This window comes from Fontibacillus forbon, assembly GCF_046559655.1.
In the GTDB taxonomy this organism is placed as follows: domain Bacteria; phylum Bacillota; class Bacilli; order Paenibacillales; family Paenibacillaceae; genus Fontibacillus.
Map to the genome: position 1 here is coordinate 1,077,805 of NZ_JBKGFV010000001.1, position 16,012 is coordinate 1,093,816.

The 16,012-nt window shown below is 49.3% G+C and carries 15 protein-coding genes and 1 riboswitch; of the genes, 11 read left to right on the forward strand and 4 right to left on the reverse strand.

The features are described 5' to 3' along the window. Positions 1-16 precede the first annotated feature (16 nt). Together glgB and glgA are read left to right on the forward strand one after the other, a co-directional pair. Positions 17-1,957, forward strand: coding sequence for a 1,4-alpha-glucan branching protein GlgB (glgB, locus tag ACLB09_RS04975; RefSeq protein ID WP_410768647.1), 1,941 nt, complete (start codon positions 17-19; stop codon positions 1,955-1,957). Further along, the gene (glgA, locus tag ACLB09_RS04980) at positions 1,954-3,390 is read left to right on the forward strand and encodes a glycogen synthase GlgA (protein ID WP_410768648.1); all 1,437 of its coding nucleotides are present in this window, start codon (positions 1,954-1,956) and stop codon (positions 3,388-3,390) included. Before glgB ends, glgA begins: the two co-directional genes overlap by 4 nt. Positions 3,391-3,457: 67 nt before the next feature. Here the strand turns inward: glgA and ACLB09_RS04985 are convergent, their stop codons facing one another. Further along, positions 3,458-5,203 carry an alpha-glycosidase gene (locus ACLB09_RS04985; RefSeq protein WP_410768649.1) on the reverse strand — a complete coding sequence of 582 codons (1,746 nt, stop codon included), beginning with the start codon at positions 5,201-5,203 and terminating at the stop codon, positions 3,458-3,460. Positions 5,204-5,670: 467 nt separating this feature from the next. Between ACLB09_RS04985 and ACLB09_RS04990 the strand changes: the two genes are divergently transcribed. The 4 genes from ACLB09_RS04990 to ACLB09_RS05005 all read left to right on the forward strand — a co-directional run bounded on the left by ACLB09_RS04990 (position 5,671) and on the right by ACLB09_RS05005 (position 9,009). Then, complete coding sequence (locus ACLB09_RS04990) at positions 5,671-6,498, forward strand: transporter substrate-binding domain-containing protein (RefSeq protein WP_410768650.1); 828 nt, start codon at positions 5,671-5,673, stop codon at positions 6,496-6,498. A gap of 96 nt (positions 6,499-6,594) precedes the next feature. Beyond that, positions 6,595-7,257 carry an amino acid ABC transporter permease gene (locus ACLB09_RS04995; protein ID WP_410768651.1) on the forward strand — a complete coding sequence of 221 codons (663 nt, stop codon included), beginning with the start codon at positions 6,595-6,597 and terminating at the stop codon, positions 7,255-7,257. After that, on the forward strand, positions 7,244-7,966 hold the full coding sequence (locus ACLB09_RS05000) for an amino acid ABC transporter ATP-binding protein (protein ID WP_410768652.1): 723 nt from the start codon (positions 7,244-7,246) through the stop codon (positions 7,964-7,966). The genes ACLB09_RS04995 and ACLB09_RS05000 overlap by 14 nt, the downstream gene beginning before the upstream one ends. Positions 7,967-8,141: 175 nt before the next feature. Further along, positions 8,142-8,317, forward strand: a riboswitch (cyclic di-AMP (ydaO/yuaA leader). Positions 8,318-8,325: 8 nt separating this feature from the next. Beyond that, positions 8,326-9,009, forward strand: coding sequence for a 3D domain-containing protein (locus ACLB09_RS05005; protein WP_410769002.1), 684 nt, complete (start codon positions 8,326-8,328; stop codon positions 9,007-9,009). 54 nt (positions 9,010-9,063) lie between these two features. Here ACLB09_RS05005 and ACLB09_RS05010 read toward each other — a convergent pair whose 3' ends face one another. Beyond that, positions 9,064-9,918 carry a polysaccharide deacetylase family protein gene (locus ACLB09_RS05010; protein WP_410768653.1) on the reverse strand — a complete coding sequence of 285 codons (855 nt, stop codon included), beginning with the start codon at positions 9,916-9,918 and terminating at the stop codon, positions 9,064-9,066. A gap of 178 nt (positions 9,919-10,096) precedes the next feature. On the opposite strand from ACLB09_RS05010, the gene ACLB09_RS05015 reads away from it, so the two are divergent. Genes ACLB09_RS05015 through mobB form a run of 5 tightly spaced genes read left to right on the forward strand, consistent with a single transcriptional unit; the run spans position 10,097 to position 13,892 of the window. Then, a complete protein-coding gene (locus ACLB09_RS05015; protein WP_410768654.1) occupies positions 10,097-10,792 on the forward strand; it encodes a dihydroorotate dehydrogenase electron transfer subunit in 696 nt (231 codons plus the stop codon). Beyond that, positions 10,789-11,721, forward strand: coding sequence for a dihydroorotate dehydrogenase (locus ACLB09_RS05020; RefSeq protein ID WP_410768655.1), 933 nt, complete (start codon positions 10,789-10,791; stop codon positions 11,719-11,721). The genes ACLB09_RS05015 and ACLB09_RS05020 overlap by 4 nt, the downstream gene beginning before the upstream one ends. A gap of 35 nt (positions 11,722-11,756) precedes the next feature. Beyond that, a complete protein-coding gene (gene lpdD / locus ACLB09_RS05025; RefSeq protein WP_410768656.1) occupies positions 11,757-12,125 on the forward strand; it encodes a prenylated flavin chaperone LpdD in 369 nt (122 codons plus the stop codon). Continuing rightward, a complete protein-coding gene (locus ACLB09_RS05030) occupies positions 12,094-13,371 on the forward strand; it encodes a molybdopterin molybdotransferase MoeA (protein ID WP_410768657.1) in 1,278 nt (425 codons plus the stop codon). The genes lpdD and ACLB09_RS05030 overlap by 32 nt, the downstream gene beginning before the upstream one ends. Further along, complete coding sequence (gene mobB, locus ACLB09_RS05035) at positions 13,368-13,892, forward strand: molybdopterin-guanine dinucleotide biosynthesis protein B (RefSeq protein WP_410768658.1); 525 nt, start codon at positions 13,368-13,370, stop codon at positions 13,890-13,892. Before ACLB09_RS05030 ends, mobB begins: the two co-directional genes overlap by 4 nt. 89 nt (positions 13,893-13,981) lie before the next feature. Here mobB and xerS read toward each other — a convergent pair whose 3' ends face one another. Together xerS and ACLB09_RS05045 are read right to left on the reverse strand one after the other, a co-directional pair. Then, positions 13,982-15,067: a tyrosine recombinase XerS gene (gene xerS, locus ACLB09_RS05040; RefSeq protein ID WP_410768659.1), complete on the reverse strand. Its 1,086-nt coding sequence runs from the start codon at positions 15,065-15,067 to the stop codon at positions 13,982-13,984. Between the two features lie 398 nt (positions 15,068-15,465). Then, positions 15,466-15,873 carry a MarR family winged helix-turn-helix transcriptional regulator gene (locus tag ACLB09_RS05045; RefSeq protein ID WP_410768660.1) on the reverse strand — a complete coding sequence of 136 codons (408 nt, stop codon included), beginning with the start codon at positions 15,871-15,873 and terminating at the stop codon, positions 15,466-15,468. Positions 15,874-16,012 lie beyond the last annotated feature (139 nt).

Below are 16,012 nucleotides of genomic sequence, written 5' to 3' on the forward strand. Positions count from 1 at the left end.
AAAAGCAGGTGATCAATTGTCTGAATTATTGAAAAATGATGCTGTATCCGGGACAGATATTTATTTATTTCATGAAGGAACGCTGTACCAAAGTTACCGGACATTTGGCGCACATGTAACGGAAGAAAACAACCTGACCGGGGTCCGGTTCACGGTATGGGCGCCAGCCGCGCGTCAAGTCTCCCTGGCCTCCGATTGGAACGGTTGGAACGGGGAGAATGATTTATTATATAAGATACCCGATTCCGGGATTTGGACTCGTTTTTTTCCCGGGGTACCGGAAGGAACTTTTTACAAATACGAGATCACGGGACCGGACGGCAACAAATTTCTGAAAGCCGACCCCTATGCTTTTTTTGCTGAAGTAAGACCGGCCACCGCCTCCGTCGTAAAATCGATTGATGGTTATTCCTGGGGGGATGCGGCCTGGAGGCGGAGAAAACGAGCTCCTTACCAAAGACCGCTGAACATTTATGAACTTCATTTCGGGACCTGGAAACAGCGGGAAGACGGAAGCTTGTACACTTACCGCGAAATGGCCGATCTGCTGATTCCCTACGTTGAACAAATGGGTTACACGCATATCGAAATTATGCCCCTGACCGAGCATCCTTATGATTTATCATGGGGCTATCAGGCTACGGGTTATTTTGCCCCAACCAGCCGGTTCGGTGAACCGAAAGATCTGATGTATTTCGTTGACCGCTGCCATGCGGCGGGGATCGGGGTGCTGCTCGATTGGGTTCCGGGACATTTTACGAAAGATGCCCACGGATTGCGTATGTTCGACGGCACGCCGCTATTCGAATACGATGATCCGGCGAAGGCGGAGAAGCCGGGCTGGGGCACGCTCAGCTTCGATTTCGGCAAGCCGGAAGTCCGGTCTTTTCTGATCTCCAATGCGCTTTATTGGCTCGAACTGTATCATTTTGACGGGCTGCGCGTAGATGCCGTAACCAGTATGCTGCGTCTGGATTTCGAGAAACGTGAAGGGCAATATGTCAGAAACGAGCGCGGCGGTGTGGAAAATCTGGAGGCGATCTCTTTCCTGCAGCAGCTGAATGAGGCTGTGTTCCGTTATTTTCCCCATACCTTGATGATGGCGGAGGAATCCAGCGCCTGGCCGCTCGTTACGGCCCCGGTTCATGACGGCGGGCTAGGGTTCAACTACAAATGGAATATGGGATGGATGAATGACACGCTTGCTTATGTGGAAACGCCTTTCGTAGACCGTCCGAAACGCCACCATTTGCTTACGTTTCCGATATGCTACGCTTATTCTGAAAATTTCACGCTGCCTCTTTCGCATGACGAGGTGGTCCACGGCAAGAAATCGCTGCTGGACAAAATGCCGGGCACTTATGAAGAGAAATTCGCCGGACTCCGGCTGCTGCTTGGTTATCAGATAACCTCCCCGGGCAAGAAACTGATGTTTATGGGCGGGGAGTTCGGCCAGTTTATCGAATGGCGGGATCAGGGGGAACTGGACTGGTTCCTGCTGGAGTACGAGTCGCACAAGAAAATGCAGAAATATGTGGCTGATCTGAATCATTTGTATTTACTGGAACCGGCGCTTTGGGAGCTGGACCATACCTTTGAAGGTTACCAGTGGATCAATGCGGATGACGCCGATCAGAGCGTAATTTGTTATTTGCGTATGGGAAAAAAGGTCAAGGATACGCTGCTTGTCATCATTAATTTTCAGCCGGTAACTCGGGCTCGATATCGCTTGGGCGTTCCGAGAGCCGGCTTGTATGAGGAAATATTCAGCAGTGAACTTCCGGATTACGGAGGCAGCGGACTTATGAACAAGCGGGGCGTGAAGAGCGACAAAATCGCTTGGCATAATCAGAAGGACAGCCTGGAGTTGACCCTGCCGCCGCTTAGTATTTCCATTTGGAAAAGAACCGCAGCCGCAACGGTAAAATCGACAACGCAAGGGAGGAAGAAAAAGTGAAAATTTTATTCGCAGCCGCCGAAGCGGGACCGTTCATCAAGACCGGGGGACTGGCCGATGTGATCGGGGCTTTGCCCAAGGCGCTTAAACAGGCGGGGCATGATGTCCGGGTCGTGCTTCCCAAATACAAGGATATCCCGGCAGCTTATACCGAGATGTTGCAGCATCTGGGCGAAGTGACCGTTCCTGTAGGCTGGCGTCAGCAATATGGAGGGATCCAATATCTGGTTTGGGACGGTGTACCGGTTTATTTTATCGACAACGAATATTATTTTGGCCGGGACGGGGTGTACGGCTATTGGGACGACGGCGAACGGTTCGCCTATTTGAACCGGGCCGTGCTGGAAATTCTTCCGGCCATCGATTTCTTCCCGGATGTGCTGCATTGCCATGATTGGCATACCGCAATGATTCCGTTGCTGTTAAAGGAGCATTACCGCTGGAACTCCGATTATGTCGGCATCCGGACCGTCTTCACCATTCACAACCTGCTGTATCAGGGGATTTTTCCTTACGAGGTGCTTGGTGACTTGCTGAGCCTGCCGCACGGCTACTTCACGCCGGATGGGGTCGAGTATAACGGGAACGTCAGCTTTATGAAAGCAGGCCTGGTGTTCGCCGATCATGTGACTACGGTGAGTCCGACTTACGCTTCCGAAATTCGAACCGAGCATTACGGTTACGGGCTGGACGGTTTGCTTCGTTCGCTCGGAGACCGCATGTCGGGCATCGTAAACGGGATTGACGTGAAGCTTTACAATCCGTCTACCGATCACGAGCTGGCGGTCCGTTACCGATCGAGCCTGGCCAAGAAGCGGGAAAATAAAGCCGTTCTGCAGCGGGAACTCGGTCTGCCCGTAAATTCGGAAGTTCCGCTGATTGGCATGATTACTCGGCTCGTGGAGCCGAAGGGACTCGATTTGGTCACCCGGATATTGGATGAGTGGCTGCATTTTGACGATGTTCAATTCGTCGTCCTAGGAACCGGAGACCGTGCCTATGAAGACTGGTTCAGGGAAGCCGCATACCGGCATCCGGAGAAATTGTCGGTTCAGATTAAATTCAGCGACGGATTGTCCCGCCGGATCTATGCCGGCAGCGATCTGTTTCTGATGCCTTCGCGGTTTGAACCCTGTGGCATCAGCCAGTTGTTAGCCCTTCGTTACGGCAGCATTCCGGTCGTCCGGGAAACCGGCGGGCTGAACGATACGGTGCATGCTTACAATGAAGATACGGGGGAAGGCAACGGGTTCACCTTCCAGAATTTCAATGCCCATGATCTGCTGTATACGCTGCGAAGAGGCGTCTCGTTCTATCACCGTCCGGAGGATTGGAAAAGAATCGTCGCTAACGCCTTTGCCGGAGATTACAGCTGGGACAGCTCGGCTGAAGCGTATATCGATATTTACAAACGCCTTGCCCAAAAGTCTTAGGGACAGCAAACAGCAAAAATCCCCCTGTTCGAAAGCTAGCTTCGAACAGGGGGATTTTGTTGCGAGGTTATTTTAATTTGCGGTACAGAATCCGGAATCCGAACGGATCGAGCCCGATATTCATCATCCCGTCCTTGGGCTTTACTTTCTCCTCGGACAGCGCATCCCGCCAGTCTTCCGTTTCCATCGGATGGGAGAGCGTACGGTATTTTCCGGTGTTGTTCATCCAGATCGTGAAATGCATGTGTTCGTCCATTCGTTCATAAACGATGCAGGGATCGTTAGGATTCGCCTGCAGGAAGCGGAACCGTCCGTGGCGGAGGGCGCCGTGTTTCTTGCGCAGCGCGATCATCATTTTATAAAAATCGTACAGTTCCCGGTCCTGCTTTTTGGGATCCCATTCCATGCATTTCCGGCAATCGGGATCGCTGTTACCCGTAATTCCTACCTCATCGCCGTAAAAAATGCATGGCGTGCCGATGTACGTAAACAGGAACACGACGCAGAGTTTCAATTTCCTTTTATCGCTGCCCACCCGGGTCAACAGCCGAGGGGTATCGTGACTGCACAGCATGTTAAATACCACTTCGTTCGTCTGTTGCGGATAGCGCATAATCAAGGAGCCCATTTCGTTCGAGAAATTATAGCCGTCCATGCCGCCGTTAAAGAACTCCAGCACCTTGTCGGCAAACGGATAGTTCATCACGGAATCGAACTGGTCTCCAAGCAGCCAGGTGAGGGAATCGCTCCAAACTTCGCCGATAATATAGGCTTCCGGATTAGCCTCTTTGACGACCTTGCGGAAGTCGCGCCAGAAATGATGGTCTATTTCATTCGCTACGTCAAGCCGCCAGCCGTCGAGCTTGATTTCGCGAATCCAGTAATCTGCGACACCGAGCAGATACTCTTTGACTTCGGGATTCGCGGTATTGAATTTGGGCATATTGCCGAAAAAGCCGAATGTATCATACGTAGGGATCCCGTCTTTGATTTGAGCCGGGTACTCATTGATATGAAACCAGTCCGCATATTTGGAGTCGGCGCCATTTCGCAGCACGTCCTGAAAAGGGGGGAATTGTTCGCCGCAATGGTTGAATACGGCATCGAGCACGACCCGGATCCCGCGGTCATGGCACGCTTCCACGACCTCTTTTAACAGTTCGTTGTCTCCAAAGTGGGGATCGACCTTTTTGTAATCCACGGTGTCGTATTTGTGATTGGAGGGGGATACGAAGAGCGGCGTAAAATAGATCGCATTAATGCCCAGATCAATCAGGTCATCCAGGTGATCAAGGACGCCCTTCAAATCGCCGCCGAAAAAATTATTGACAGCCGGCTGGCCGCCCCAAGGCTGAACTTGATCGGGATCGTTAGAGGGATCTCCGTTGGCGAACCGTTCCGGCATGATCTGATAGAACACCGCTTTTTTTGCCCATTCCGGCACTTTGAACAAATCGATTTCATGGATATACGGAAATTCGTAAAGTTCTCCCGGCGGAGTCGGTCCATCATGCTGAATTCCGGTATCCAGCATATACACGGTTTCAGATCCCGCAATCAGTTTAAAAGCATAGGAAAGGCGTTTGAATTTGGGTTTCACGGCGGCTTCCCAGTAATCGAACATCCGGTCGTGAGCCGCTTTTTCCAATGGGATTTCCTGATACGTTCCATCCCAGTCATACTTATCGCCAGTCATCGCAAACACTTGCTCCACGTCGTCCCGCTTGGTTCGCACCCGCAAATGTATAGTTGCAGTGTCGTAGGCATAGGCCCATTTATCTCGCGGTACATGGTATAGAGCTTCAAGTAGCATAGGGCCACCTCCTTACGTAGCTTGGAAAAATGAGTCATGTTTATCAGCTAATTAATAACCAAATGAGACCTGATATGAACCATTATTCCCACACTTTACACATGTATGTTTATTTTGACCGAAGAGTTCGCCTATATTTGAAAATTATAAATTTTAATAAAAATACAGCCGGAATGCATGAAAGGAATCTCTGATATATAGGCTGAGTTTTGGGGAATATAAAATATGAGCCTTCTGAATATTGTAAAAATTTATAATAAATTTTGAATTAACTCACCAAATAACATTCACGCTAAATTGACCAAAGTTATAATAAAATGGCGTATTATAAATAATTATAAAAAATAATGTGTGAAATTATGATGAATCATTGAGAAATCTCTTTGCATATATATACAGGTTGATTTATAATTAGCCCAGTAAATTAATTGTCGAACATAAATATTTTTTTGACGGGAGAGAGACAGATGAAAAAATGGGGTATTTTATTTGTAGCGCTGATGATGGTGACAACCGTACTTGCCGCATGCGGACAAAATAAGAATAACGATGCCAGCAACACTCCGGCGAATAACCAGGGAGCGGCCGATAACGGTGCAGCCTCCAAGAAGCTGATCATCGGTACGAGCGCGGATTTCCCGCCGTATGAATTCAAGATCAAAAACGAGAAAGGCGATAACGAAATCGTTGGTTTCGATATCGAAATCGCTAAGGAAATCGCCAAGGACCTTGGCGCCGAACTGGAAATCAAGGATATGCAGTTCGATTCCCTGCTGAATGAACTGGAAAGCGGACGTGTGGACCTGGTCATTTCGGGCTTGAGCCCGAAACCGGAGCGTGCGGAGCAAATCGATATGTCCCAAATTTATTACAAAGCCGAGCAATCCATCGTTTCGCTCACGGAAAACAAAGATAAATACGCGACCATGGAGTCGCTGGAAGGTTTGAAAATCGGCGTACAAAAAGGTTCGATCCAAGAAGATATGGCCAAAACGGTGCCTAATGCCAAGCTGACTTCCCTTGGGAAAATTAACGATATCATTATGCAACTGAAATCGGGCCGCGTGGATGTGGCGATCATCGAAGGACCTGTTGCCGAATCGTTCGTCAAAAACGTGGAAGGCCTCAGCATCACTGACGCCAAACCGGTAACCGAAGACGAAGGCTATGTCGTCGGCGTGAAGAAAGGCAATAAGGAAATGCTCGATCAAGTGAACGCAACGCTTGACCGTCTTCTGAGCGATGGCTCGATCGATAAATTCGTTACCGAAGCCAGCGCGCTTGCCGAAAAATAATCACGGACCGATTGTTGCAGAAAATAGCGGAGCCTATTCGCTATTTTCTGTTTTTTTGTCAAGGCTTTTGAGGTAAAATAGGAGGAATGTTGGGACATGGAGCTTTTTACGATGTTTTGGGAGTACCGCAGTTATTTTCTGACCGGTTTGCAGTACACGCTGCTTCTGGCTGCCCTGGGGGTGCTCTGCGGATTTATTTTAGGTTTAATCATCACTCTTTTGCGGATGTCTCCTTGGAGAATTGTCCGCTTTATCGGGCATGCCTGGGTTGAATTTTTGCGCGGAACCCCGATGCTTGTGCAGTTGTTAATTATTCACTACGGTTTTTCTACGGCCTTCAACATCAATTTTTCGCCGATTCAGTCCGGCGCGATTACGCTTTCCATCAATAGCTCGGCTTATCTCGCGGAAATTTTCCGTGCGGGGATTCAGGGCGTGGACCGCGGACAAGGGGAAGCCGCTCGTTCTTTGGGGATGAGCCGGTGGATGTCGCTGCGCTTTATCATTGTTCCGCAAGCGATCAAGTCGGTACTTCCGGCGATCGGGAACGAGTTTGTCACGATTATCAAGGAATCATCGATCGTATCCTTTATCGGGATTACGGAACTCATGTTCCAATCCGGTGCCGTGGTAACCATTACTTATGACGGCATGACGCCTTATCTGATTGTTGCTATCATGTACTTTATTTTGACATTCACATTGTCCCGCATTCTGGGTCTGTTCGAAAGGAAGTTGAGAGCTAGTGATCACCGTTAAAAATTTGCATAAAAAGTTCGGTCAGCTTCACATACTGAAGGGCATCGACCTGGAAATCGCCAAAGGAGAGGTCGTTGTCGTTATCGGGCCCAGCGGCTCGGGCAAGAGTACATTTCTGCGCTGCCTGAACCTGCTGGAGGAGCCGACTGAAGGCGAAATCACATTTGAGGGTCAATCGATTACCGAGAAACGCCACGACATCAATAAAACCCGGGAAAAAATGGGGATGGTGTTTCAGCAGTTCAATTTATTTCCCCACAAAAGCGTGATCGACAACATTACGATGGCGCCGATCCGCGTGAAGAAAACCGAGAAGGGCAAAGCGGAAATCCTTGCTATGGATTTGCTGCGGACGGTCGGATTGGAAGACAAGCGGGACGCTTATCCTTCGCAGCTGTCCGGCGGACAAAAGCAGCGGATCGCCATTGCCCGCGCGCTGGCGATGGAGCCCCACGTCATGCTGTTTGACGAGCCGACATCAGCGCTGGATCCCGAAATGGTCGGCGAAGTGCTGGACGTCATGAAGAACCTTGCCGACAAAGGCATGACCATGGTGATCGTCACGCACGAAATGGGCTTTGCCCGCGAAGTGGGCGATCGGATCCTGTTCATGGATCAGGGCGTCATAATGGAACAAGGTACGCCCCAGGATGTGTTCGGTGCGCCGAAACATCAGCGTACTCAAGATTTTCTCAGCAAAGTGCTGTAATCTTATCAATAACACTAAAACCGCCGGAATAGGATGACCGGCGGTTTTTTGCTGTTGTAATTGATCCATCCTCTTACTAAATTGTCATCGGAATGACGATCGAATTTCGTTGTCATCCCGCCATTTTTTGTAGTATGGAAACATTTTCATCGCCTTTTGGTTACAAAATTGTGATATATTGATTAGGCCAAAACCTGCCATGGCGCAGGTGCGGGGGACGATTTACCGAAATGCTGTCAGACTTGAACCGTGGACAGCGTTCTTGGGGTGAAGCGTAAGAAACGACGCAGGGAACCAATCCTTTTTTCCCGAACCCGACAACTAACTCCGCAGGCGAAAGTAAAAGGAGGAACATCATGATCAAACATAAGAACATGGCACTTGCCTTCAAGGCGGCAATCATTGCAGTAGGTATGGCAGGAGCATTACAAACTATTCCTGTTCATGCGGATTCGGTACATAAAGCGAAGGAGGGAGACACCTTCTACATTCTCGCCAAGAAGTACGGCGTCGATTTGAACAAGCTGATCAGCGCAAATCCGAGTATTAAAGCGACTAACATTTATGGCGGCTTGGATATCGTCATACCGGGAACCGGATCGAACGCCTTGGTTTCGATGGCTTCCGCCAGCGCAAACGAAACGCAAAACCCGCAAACTTTGTCTGCTTTGAAAGTCTCAACGTCCGACAAGGTTGTTGAAGCTTGGGGCAAATCTTTCGCCTATTCCAAAACGATCGACGTCAAAGCAACGGCTTATTCATCCGCTGCCAGCGAGAATGGCAAGTGGGGAGCGGTGGATTATTTCGGTGAACCGCTGCAGCTGGGTACGATTGCGGTAGATCCCAAAGTAATTCCAATGGGCACAAAAGTATTGGTGACGGGACATTCCCATGCCAATTTGCCGAAGAATGCCTTTGTAGCGACCGCAACCGACCAGGGTGGGGCCATTAAAGGCAATCGCATCGATATTTTCATTCCGGGCAGTCAGCAGTCGGTTAGCCAATTTGGATATCAGGACGTCAAGCTTTACGTTATCGAATAAATTTAAGTCAACGAAAGCAGCTTCCGTTTCGGAAGCTGCTTTTTAGTTTGTTTCTTATTTGTATTTCGGGGTATGCAATAACTCGGGAAGCGTTACGAAATGGTATCCTTGCGTTTTTAGAGACCGGATAATGTCGGGCAAGGCCTGGATCGTTCCGGATAAATCGGATCCCGTGCCGCCGCCGGCATGCTGGAGTACGATGGATCCCGGACCGAGGGCTTGAAGTACGTTCTGTTTCACTTTTTCCGCATTAAGCCCCTTCCAGTCAAGGGAATCTACATTCCAGTTTACGATCGTATAGCCGTGTGTCTTCGCCCACTTGATTTGCTCCTCGTTGATTTCTCCGTAGGGAGGACGTATCAGTTTCGGTCGGTAACCGATAACGTTGGCAATGATCTTTTCGGTCCGGAGGATTTCATTTTGAAATTGTTTCAGGGACCTGTTTTTAAACTGGGGATGACTATAAGAGTGATTGCCGATGATGTGACCTTCCTGATGGATTTTGCGGAGCAGATTCGGGTATTTTTTAGCCCGGTGGCCGACGACAAAAAAAGTGGCCTTGACATCCTCTTTGCGGAGCGCATCGAGCACTTGCGGAGTAAACCGCGGATCGGGAACGTCGTCGAAGGTCAGCGCGACCTGCTTTACTTCCGGCCCCCGGAATTTGAATGTTTCGGAATACTTCCGCCGCAGTTCCCCTAAGTTTAGCGGCTTTGTGCCCTTTTCTGCCGTGACGCCGGCAGGTTTGGCTTCATCGGGCTCTATCATCTTTGAGGCGGCTATGAGCTTCGCTGTCGTCTTCAGGGGCATTGCGGCTCCGGGGGCCGGGCAGAGTGCAAAAAAGAACAAAGCCGTCATGATCAAGGCGGCTCCTGCGGCCCTTAACCGCTGTTTGACTGTTCTGAACATAGTAAAAACCTCTCCTTTACCCGGAAACCGTAATAAGCTTAGGTATGCCCAGGATTTCCCGAAGTTATGTGCGGTTTGATTGTGACATTCGTCACAGACTCGAAGGGCTGAAAAATTGCATCTTATAATGAAGCATAAAGCAAAGCGATGGGCGTTTTACTAGAGAGGAGAGAAAAGTATGTCGGAAGTTTTGATTAACGAGCAGGTTGCGGCGGGGGTATACCGGCTTGCGGTGGCAGGTAATTTCGCCGGGAATATGGGACAATTTTATATGCTGCGGGCTTGGGATCGTTATCCTCTGCTCTCCAGGCCGTTGAGTATATTTGATATAACGGAAGACAGGATAGAGTTTCTGTATCTCGTTGCCGGAGAAGGGACGGAGCTGTTCTCCAGGCTGAAAGCAGGCGACCGGATTAACCTGGAAGGGCCGATGGGCAACGGCTTTTCTAAACCGGCCGGGAAGACGGCATTCGTTGGCGGAGGGATTGGAATCGCTCCGTTTTATTATGCCTTGGAGCAAATACCCGATGCCGATGTCTATCTTGGCTTCAGCAAAGAGCCATATATGGTAGAAGAATTCCGCGGCAGAACAACGGGGCAGGTCGTCGTGGATATTGGCGGCGTGATTTTGAACAAGGTCGATTTTAACGCTTACGACACTATTTATACATGCGGGCCGCATAAGATGCTCGAAGCCGTGCAGCGGGAGCAGATCCATTCGGGAACGAAAGCGCAGGTTTATGTGTCGCTGGAAAACCGGATGGCTTGCGGTATCGGCGCATGTCTCGTTTGCAGCGTCAAGTGCAAGGATAGCCGTAAAAAGGCTTGTGCCGACGGCCCCGTATTTCGAGCGGAAGAGGTGGTGTTGTCATGATGGACATGTCCTGTAAAATCGCTGGTGTGCACTTTAAAAATCCGGTCGTGATGGCTTCCGGGACGTTTGGATTCGGCAAAGAGTATGGCAAATATTATGATTTAAACATGCTTGGCGGCATTTCCGGCAAAGGGCTTACGCTTCACCCGAAGGAAGGGAATTCCGGACTACGCGTCTATGAGACTCCTTCAGGGTTACTGAACAGTGTCGGACTTGAAAATCCCGGCATTCCGGCATTTTTACGCGATGAGTGTCCGAGGTGGGAGCAACTGGATACGGCGCGGATCCTTAATTTGGGCGGAAATAGCATGCAGGATTACGTGGATGGCGCTCTTTTGATCGAGGAAGACGCGGCTGCCAGAAGAAAAGCGGGACGTACGGCCGTCGATATGATCGAGTTGAACATCTCTTGCCCTAACGTGAAAGCCGGCGGCATGGCTTACGGCATCAAGACTGAAACGGCCAGGGAAGTGGTTCGGGAAATCCGTGCGGTCACCTCGCTGCCGCTCGTCATCAAACTCTCCCCGAACGCCGAAGATATTGTAGGCATGGCTGCAATGTGCGAACAGGAGGGGGCGGATGGCGTTTCTTTGATTAATACTTTTTCAGCCATGAAAATCGATATCTATAAGCGCCGCAGCGTATTTGATAATTTGTATGCCGGTCTCTCGGGCCCTGCGATCAAGCCGATCGCGCTGCGTATGGTGCACCAGGTAAGCAAGGCGGTCACCATTCCCGTAATGGGCATGGGAGGCATCTCCAGCGCCGAGGATATCATCGAATTCATCATGGCGGGGGCCTCCTTGATTCAAGTGGGGACTTATAACTTTATTAACTTAAGAGCGGGCATTCAACTGATCGAAGGCTTGGAACAGTTTATGGCTCAGCAGAACTTGACGAATTTGGACGAAATTCGCGGCATCCTATAGAATAGAGATCAGGCAATGCCAAGGAGGTCTCGCGAATGAACAACTTTGACGATATCAAACTGCAAGCTATACCGATGGGGCGGGATTTGCTGCTTACGCTGACGGGAGGAGAAGCTCATATCGGAGCTGCTTCTACCGCTTATTTTTCGGATCAGGGGATCGAAGTTCAGACATCGGCCGTGCCGGGCCATAAAGAACATGTATTGACCGCCGGGTTAGCCAAGCGGGCCGCGAATTACCTTCGGCGTACGGTTACCGTAGTCATGGGCATCCATTATGACGGTTTGAACAGAGAAGAAATACAGCAAATATCTCAAATTACGAAATCTCTCTTGGAGCAATTGCTGGCTGAAAGCAGAACGGGGGGTCTATATGAGTGCGTTAAATCGGGACGGTCAAGATGAAAAATTCAAACGAAAGGCCATATCCGTCAAGGAAGGACAAGCAAAGATTTTATCGTTTGTCGGTCAGGGCGAAGCGGAACGGGTTGTTTTGCCTGAGGCTCAGGGAAGAATTCTCGCCGAGGATATTTACGCTCCGCATCCTTATCCGCATTTCCGCCGGTCCGGAATGGACGGATTTGCCCTTCTTAGTAACGATACGATAGGGTGCTCCACCGACAAGCCGTTATTTTTGGAAGTCGTGGACGAGATTCCTTGCGGCAGCTTGCCTTCGGTATCTCTTGTTCCGGGTACGGCCGCCAGAATTATGACGGGGGCGAAGGTTCCCGACGAAGCCGACGCCGTTGTGATGTTTGAAATGACGGAATCCACGGAAAGCCAGGGGAAGGCTTATATCCAGCTAAAAAGAGAAATCAAACCGGGTAGCAATATTACGCCGGTCGGCCTGGAATTGAAGGAAGGCGACCTCATTTTGGAAAAGGGGCGCAGGTTATCGGCCGGGGAAATCTCGGTCCTTGCAACGTTCGGAAATTATAGCGTTCCGGTCATCAAGCGGCCATTGGTCGCGATCTTCTCAACCGGCTCGGAATTGCTGGGCGTGGAGGAACCGCTGCAGGACGGTCGCATCCGCAACAGCAATACATATATGCTGGCCTGCCAAATCCGTGATGCCGGAGGTGAGCCCTACATTCTGGAGGCCATTGCCGATGATTTGGCTACGGCGAGGCAAAAAGTGCAGGATGCATTCGCTCTTTACGACATTGTAGTCACGACTGGTGGCGTTTCCGTCGGCGATTTCGACATCATGGCAGATCTGGTGTCCGGTGAAGATGTCGACATGCTGTTTAACAAGATCACGATGAGACCGGGGAGCGTCACGACCGCCGCGGTGAAGGACGGCAAGCTCTTATTTGCCTTGTCCGGAAATCCTGGAGCCTGCTTTGTCGGGTTCGAGTTGTTTGTCCGCCCGGCCATCGGAACTATGCTCGGGATAAGTCAGCCTTTCCTGAAAGAGATTCAGGCGACATTAGGGCGGGAGTATGTGAAGGTCAACAATTTTACGCGGTTTGTGCGGGGAAGGCTCGAACTCGCCGAAGGCCGTCTCGTGGCATACCCGGCTGCGCTAGATGAATCCAGCGTTATGGTTACGATCAAGGACAGCGACGTGCTTATCGTCATTCCTCCTTCAAGCCGCGGTGTCCAGGCCGGTGAAACGGTAACGGTGTTGCAGCTTCCGGGGTCGCGATGAAATCGGTCGTTCAGATCTGCGGATATAAGAACAGCGGAAAAACGACGCTGATTAGCTCTTTGCTGAGGTTATTTAACAGCATGAATATCTCTACGGCGGTCATCAAGCATGATCTGCACGGTTTTGAGGGCGACGTGAAAGACACGGATACGTTTAAGCTCCGGAGTGCCGGTGCCGCAGCTACGGCTATTACATCCCCCTGGAGAACGGCGGTCGTGGAGGAACGGGAAACGTCGCTCCAGGATCTGATTGAAGGGTTTCAATACTACGATCTAATTCTGGTAGAAGGATTCAAGCAGGAACCATATCCGAAAATCGTGCTGATCCATGCCCCGGAAGATCTGGGCTTGATCCATCAGGTGAGCGGCTTGATCGCATTGGTGATCCGGCGTGATACAGAAAGCGCTGACGTTATTTCTGTAACTCCTCTGGCGATAGAATATGGAGTACCGGTCTTTTATGCCGATGAAGTGGAGAGGATCGCGGAATTCATCGCAAAACGCCGGGATAGGGAACAATAAAAAACAAAGGTGGCTGGGCTGGAGTTTAACTCCGCACAACCACCTTTTTTCATTAGCGGGGAGTATATAGTCAACGTTCAGTCACTTGTTTAAGCTTCGTCGTTTCTGCGTTCAATCGCTTCCGACATCGTCTTGTCGGTGAGATGGGCATAAACTTCGGTTGTCTCGGTAGAAGCGTGGCCAAGCTGCTCCTTGGTTTTATAAATATCGTTTTGCAAATAATAGTCCGTGGCAAAAGAATGGCGAAGCTTGTGCACGGTCAGATAAGGTTTACCGAACCGCTTGGCATATTTGATGATCATGGCCTGGATCGCCCGTTTTGTCATCCGCTTACCTTCCTTCTGCCCGTTAGGAATCGTAACGAATAAGGCCTTTTCACGTTTGGGCGTACGGTAGCGGGTTTGCCTTAAGTTTAAATAATAGGTTAAATCGTCTTTGGATTGTTCGCGAAAATAAACCGGCGTTTTGAACGTCTCATCGTTATTCCCTTTTCTATACACATATAGAAGCTTGTTGGCCAAATCAAGATCGTCCACGTTCAGGTTGATGACTTCCGATACCCGTAGTCCCGAATTCAGAATCAAACTGGCGATGCAGGCGTCCCGCTCTTTGTTGAGTTCATAGGAGTACAATGCTTGTTTGTTCTCCTGGATATCTTGACCGTATCCTTCGGCAATATAGGCGATAAATTCGATAAGTTCGTCTTCTTCCAGTATTTTTCCCTTCAACTTAGCCGCGGTGTCCTTGGGCTTATGAATCCGTTTGATCTCCACTTTGGCCATGATGTTCCGTTTGAGCAGCGGATAAAAGTTTTCATCCTCGGCAATCTGGCTCAAATAATGAAAAAGTGAACGGAGCGAAGACATCTTCCGGGAAACGGTTATTTTCGCGTTCGTTCCCTCGGTTCTGGTCGTTAAATGCAAACGGTAACCGACGATGCTTTCCATACGCAAAACTTCCAGATCTTTCAATGTGATTTGCCCGTTGGCTTCGGCATTCGATAGCCCTTCGGCCCGAAGCCAGTTAAAAAACTGCTCATAATCCCGAATATATTCAAGCAGCGTGGAAGGGGACAAGTCCGGCAGCTTGTAATCGATAAATTGTTGTACGAACCAAGGCATGGAAGGAATGCGCTCGTCGAGTTTTTTCCGGTCGATTGTTTTTTGAATGTTCATCTGTACACCCCCGCAATGTCATCGGCTACGGCTGGTATCCGTATTAAATCAGCTCTGTATCAAAAATAGGTAGTCCGGTTCGCCGTTCGGCATGCATGAGACTACTCTCTGGATGGAAAAAGGCGTGCCTGGAGACCGGAGTCAAAACCGTCTTGTTCCATTCTATAATTTTTTGGTCGATTTCGACTACTGTAAGTTGCTGTACTCTGTTTGGACCGGATTCAATCCGAATATAGTGGAAAGAAAATAATTTGTAAATTTATACCATTATAATTCGAAAACAACATCATGTGAAAAATTCACAACAGGATATTGCAAAAATGTACTTAGTTTCTGCACCTATAATGCAACATTCATCATTACTTATCTCACTTAAATAGAGATTAACAGTGATTTAATCAAAACGTCCGGTTAAATCTAGTAAGCAGTTCGCCGAAAATATTCTTTTCTTCTTCGGTCCAGTCCCGGATTAAGTACTCGATCCGCTCGGTACGGGCTTTTTTGGAATGCAGCAATTCCTGTTTTCCGTGTTCCGTAATTTGCAGAAAATAGGCTCTTCTGTCCGCCGGATCGGGAGTGCGGGTAACATAGCCTTTTTGTTCCAGAGCAGCCGTTTGCCGGCTTATCGTTGAAATGTCAAGGTGGAATTCGTCTGCAAGCGATTTAACTCCAACGGCTCCGTTCGTATTAATTTGATGGAGCAGAAGATAGGCAGAGCGGTCAAGATTACCGTGTTTTCGGTTCGAAATCCGGCGATACAGAATGGCCAGTTCCACTTCAATCGTATCCAAAGTATGTTCATCCATGTTCGTAACCTCGCTTATTTAATGGCATAGTATGTTGACATATTTACTTATAGTTGTATAATACAATCATGTACTTTCATCATACAACTAGTTATTTTGAAAGTAAATGTTGATCGAGATTCTATATATAGATTAAAGG

What these genes read in the sequence shown, in the direction of transcription:
- ACLB09_RS04995 (WP_410768651.1), top strand. Translation starts at nt 6,595, where the DNA reads ATGGAGCTTTTTACGATGTTTTGGGAGTACCGCAGTTATTTTCTGACC.
- ACLB09_RS04990 (WP_410768650.1), top strand. Translation starts at nt 5,671, where the DNA reads ATGAAAAAATGGGGTATTTTATTTGTAGCGCTGATGATGGTGACAACC.
- ACLB09_RS05020 (WP_410768655.1), top strand. Translation starts at nt 10,789, where the DNA reads ATGATGGACATGTCCTGTAAAATCGCTGGTGTGCACTTTAAAAATCCG.
- ACLB09_RS04985 (WP_410768649.1), bottom strand. Translation starts at nt 5,203, where the DNA reads ATGCTACTTGAAGCTCTATACCATGTACCGCGAGATAAATGGGCCTAT.
- ACLB09_RS05045 (WP_410768660.1), bottom strand. Translation starts at nt 15,873, where the DNA reads ATGGATGAACATACTTTGGATACGATTGAAGTGGAACTGGCCATTCTG.
- mobB (WP_410768658.1), top strand. Translation starts at nt 13,368, where the DNA reads ATGAAATCGGTCGTTCAGATCTGCGGATATAAGAACAGCGGAAAAACG.
- ACLB09_RS05030 (WP_410768657.1), top strand. Translation starts at nt 12,094, where the DNA reads ATGAGTGCGTTAAATCGGGACGGTCAAGATGAAAAATTCAAACGAAAG.
- lpdD (WP_410768656.1), top strand. Translation starts at nt 11,757, where the DNA reads ATGAACAACTTTGACGATATCAAACTGCAAGCTATACCGATGGGGCGG.
- xerS (WP_410768659.1), bottom strand. Translation starts at nt 15,067, where the DNA reads ATGAACATTCAAAAAACAATCGACCGGAAAAAACTCGACGAGCGCATT.
- ACLB09_RS05010 (WP_410768653.1), bottom strand. Translation starts at nt 9,918, where the DNA reads ATGTTCAGAACAGTCAAACAGCGGTTAAGGGCCGCAGGAGCCGCCTTG.
- ACLB09_RS05015 (WP_410768654.1), top strand. Translation starts at nt 10,097, where the DNA reads ATGTCGGAAGTTTTGATTAACGAGCAGGTTGCGGCGGGGGTATACCGG.